Source organism: Streptomyces sp. NPDC036984 (assembly GCF_055607665.1).
Window position 1 is genome coordinate 1 of record NZ_JBVJRL010000075.1, and the last position, 2,860, is coordinate 2,860.

Below are 2,860 nucleotides of genomic sequence, written 5' to 3' on the forward strand. Positions count from 1 at the left end.
TGTCGGTGAGCAGGCGGTGCAGGGCGACCTGGAGAGCGAACAGCGCGGGCTGCGCGTAGAGCGTCTGGGCGAGCAACGCCCCGCGATCGATACCGTCCCCGCTGTCGCTGTCGCTGTCGCTGTCGCTGTCGCTACCGGTCCCGGTCGCGCTGCCGGTCCCGGTGTCGGTCCCCGTCCCGGTGTCGATGCCGCTGTCGCTGTCGCTGTCGGTGGTGCCGGTCCGGCTGCCGGTGTCGGTCTCGCTGTCAGCCCCGGTCCCGATGCCGCTGCTGCTCCCAATCCCGGTTTCGGTGTCGGGGTTGAGGAGGAGGTCGCGCAGGGGGTGGTCGAGGTGTTCGGTGAAGTGGGCGCAGACTTCGTCCAGGGCGGCGGCGAAGGTGGGAAAGGCTTGGTAGAGGCCGTGGGCCATGCCGGGGTACTGGGTGCCCTGCCCGGAACAGATGAACGCGGTCTTCCCGCCCGCTGCCGTCTTGTCGTGTGTGAGGGTGACGAGGCTGGGGTGTGACTCTCCGGCGGCGAGGGCCGCGAGCGCCTCCAGGGCCTGGTCGCGGTCGGTGGCGATGACGGTGGCCCGGTGGTCGAACAGAGCGCGGGCATGGGCCAGGGCGTGACCGATGGCGGCCGGATCCAGGTGGGGGTTGTCGCTGATGTGGGAGTGCAGGGTGCCGGCCTGGGCACGGAGCGCGGCCTGGGTCTTCGCGGACACCACCCACACCACCGGCCGACCCGCATCCCCGCCCGCAGGCTCCGCCTCCCCGTCGGTCACGGCCGGCTCCGGCTGGGATGCTTCCTCCAGGATGACGTGAGCGTTGGTCCCACTCACCCCGAAGGAGGACACTCCTGCCCGTCGTAGCCGGCCGGTCTGCGCATCCCACGGCCGTGCTTCCGTCAGCAGCTGCACGGCACCGGTGGCCCAGTCGATGTGCGGTGACGGCTCATCCACATGCAACGTCCGCGGCAGCAGCTCCTTCTGGAGGGCCATCACCATCTTGATGACCCCGCCCACACCCGCCGCGGCGACCGAGTGGCCGATGTTCGACTTCAACGCCCCGAGCCAGAGCGGGCGGCCGTCGGGCCGGTCCTCGCCGTAAGCCTCTTGCAGGGCTTGGACTTCGATGGGGTCGCCGAGCCGGGTCCCGGTGCCGTGGGCTTCGACGGCGTCGACGTCGGCGGGGCCGAGATGGGCGTTGGTCAAGGCTTGGCGGATGACCCTGCGTTGCGAGGGGCCGTTGGGCGCAGTAAGGCCGTTGGACGCACCGTCCTGGTTGACCGCGCTGCCGCGTACCAGGGCGAGGATCCGACGGCCGTGGCGCTTGGCGTCGGAGAGGCGTTCAAGGAGGAGCATTCCGGCGCCCTCGCCCCATCCGGTGCCGTCGGCCGAGGCGGAGAATGCCTTGCACCGGCCGTCGACGGAGAGGCCGTGATGGCGGGCGAACTCGACGAAGACCAGCGGGGTGGACAGCACCGATGCGCCGCCCGCGAAGGCCATGGTGCACTCGCCGGCGCGCAGGGCCTGGCAGGCCAGATGCAGTGCAACGAGGGATGAGGAGCACGCGGTGTCGATGGTGACCGCGGGCCCTTCGAGACCGAAGGTGTAGGAGATGCGACCGGACGCGATGCTGGCGGCCGCCCCGGTCAGCAGGTAGCCCTCGACATCCGAACGCCGCCCGTGCTGATCGGTCGTGTAGTCCTGCGGGTTGACGCCCGCGAACACTCCGGTTTGGCTGCCGCGGACCGAGGTCGGGTCGATCCCGGCGTGTTCGAGCGCCTGCCAAGCGGACTCCAGGAGGAGCCGTTGCTGGGGGTCCATCGCGAGCGCCTCACGCGGCGAGATACCGAAGAACTCCGCGTCGAAGTCCCCGGCGTCGTACAGGAATCCACCGTGCCGGGTATACGAGGTGCCGGGACGGTCGGGGTCGGGGTCGTAGAGGCTCTCCAGGTCCCAGCCGCGATCCGTGGGGAACGTACCGATCGCGTCCGTTCCCGAGCTGACGAGTTCCCAGAGATCCGCAGGCGACCCGACCCCGCCCGGATAGCGGCAGGCCATTCCCACGATGGCGATCGGCTCCTGTTCGCGTTCGACGACCTCGTACAGACGTCGTCGGGTCCGGTCCAGGTCGGCGGTCACTCGCTTGAGGTACTCGAGGAGCTTCTGGTCGTTCGCCACGTCTAGTTCACGTCCTTGGAGAGAACCCGTTGCGCACGGGGGATCCGCGTCGGTCCGGTTCAGGAGAGGCCGAGGTCTCGGTCGATGAATTCGAGGAGTTCATCCGCGGTCGCCGACGCGAATCTGCCGGAGTCGTGCGTGCCCTCGCTCGTGGGCTGCCGAGATCCGCTCCACTTGAGCATCAGTGACTGCAATCGCAGAGTGACCCGTTCGCAGGCGGTGTCATCCCTGTCCAATGTCTCGAGCGCGGATTCCAGTTTGTCCAGCTCTGCCAGTACCGGGGCGACGCTGCTGTCGCCGTTGGCGGTGAGGAGGGTGGTGAGGTGGTGGGTGAGGGTGGTGGCGGTGGGGTGGTCGAAGGCGATGGTGGTGGGTAGGGGTAGGCCGGTGGTGTGGGTGAGGTGGTTGCGGAGTTCGACGGTGGTGAGGGAGTCGAAGCCGAGGTCGCGGAAGGCGTGGTCGGGGTGGATGGTGTCGGGGGTGGGGTGGCCGAGGACGGTGGCGATGTGGGTGCGGACGAGGGTGAGGAGGGTGTCGTGTTGCTGGTCGGGTGTCTGGTCGGCCAGGCGTGCGCGCAGGGTGGTGGTGGTGTCGGGTGGGGTGGTGCGTGGTCGGCGGGTGGTGGTGGGGGTGAGGTGGGTGAGTAGGGGTGGGATGGGGTGGGTGGGGCGTAGGTCGGCGGGCAGGAGGGCT

General features: G+C 69.5%; 2 protein-coding genes. Both read right to left on the bottom strand.

The window, feature by feature from the left end:
- On the bottom strand, positions 1-2,167 hold a 2,167-nt coding region (locus ACZ7DL_RS39000), incomplete at its 3' end, for a type I polyketide synthase (RefSeq protein WP_470781812.1).
- Positions 2,168-2,226: 59 nt separating this feature from the next.
- The coding region (locus ACZ7DL_RS39005) for an acyl carrier protein (RefSeq protein ID WP_470781814.1) at positions 2,227-2,860 on the bottom strand (634 nt) is incomplete at its 5' end.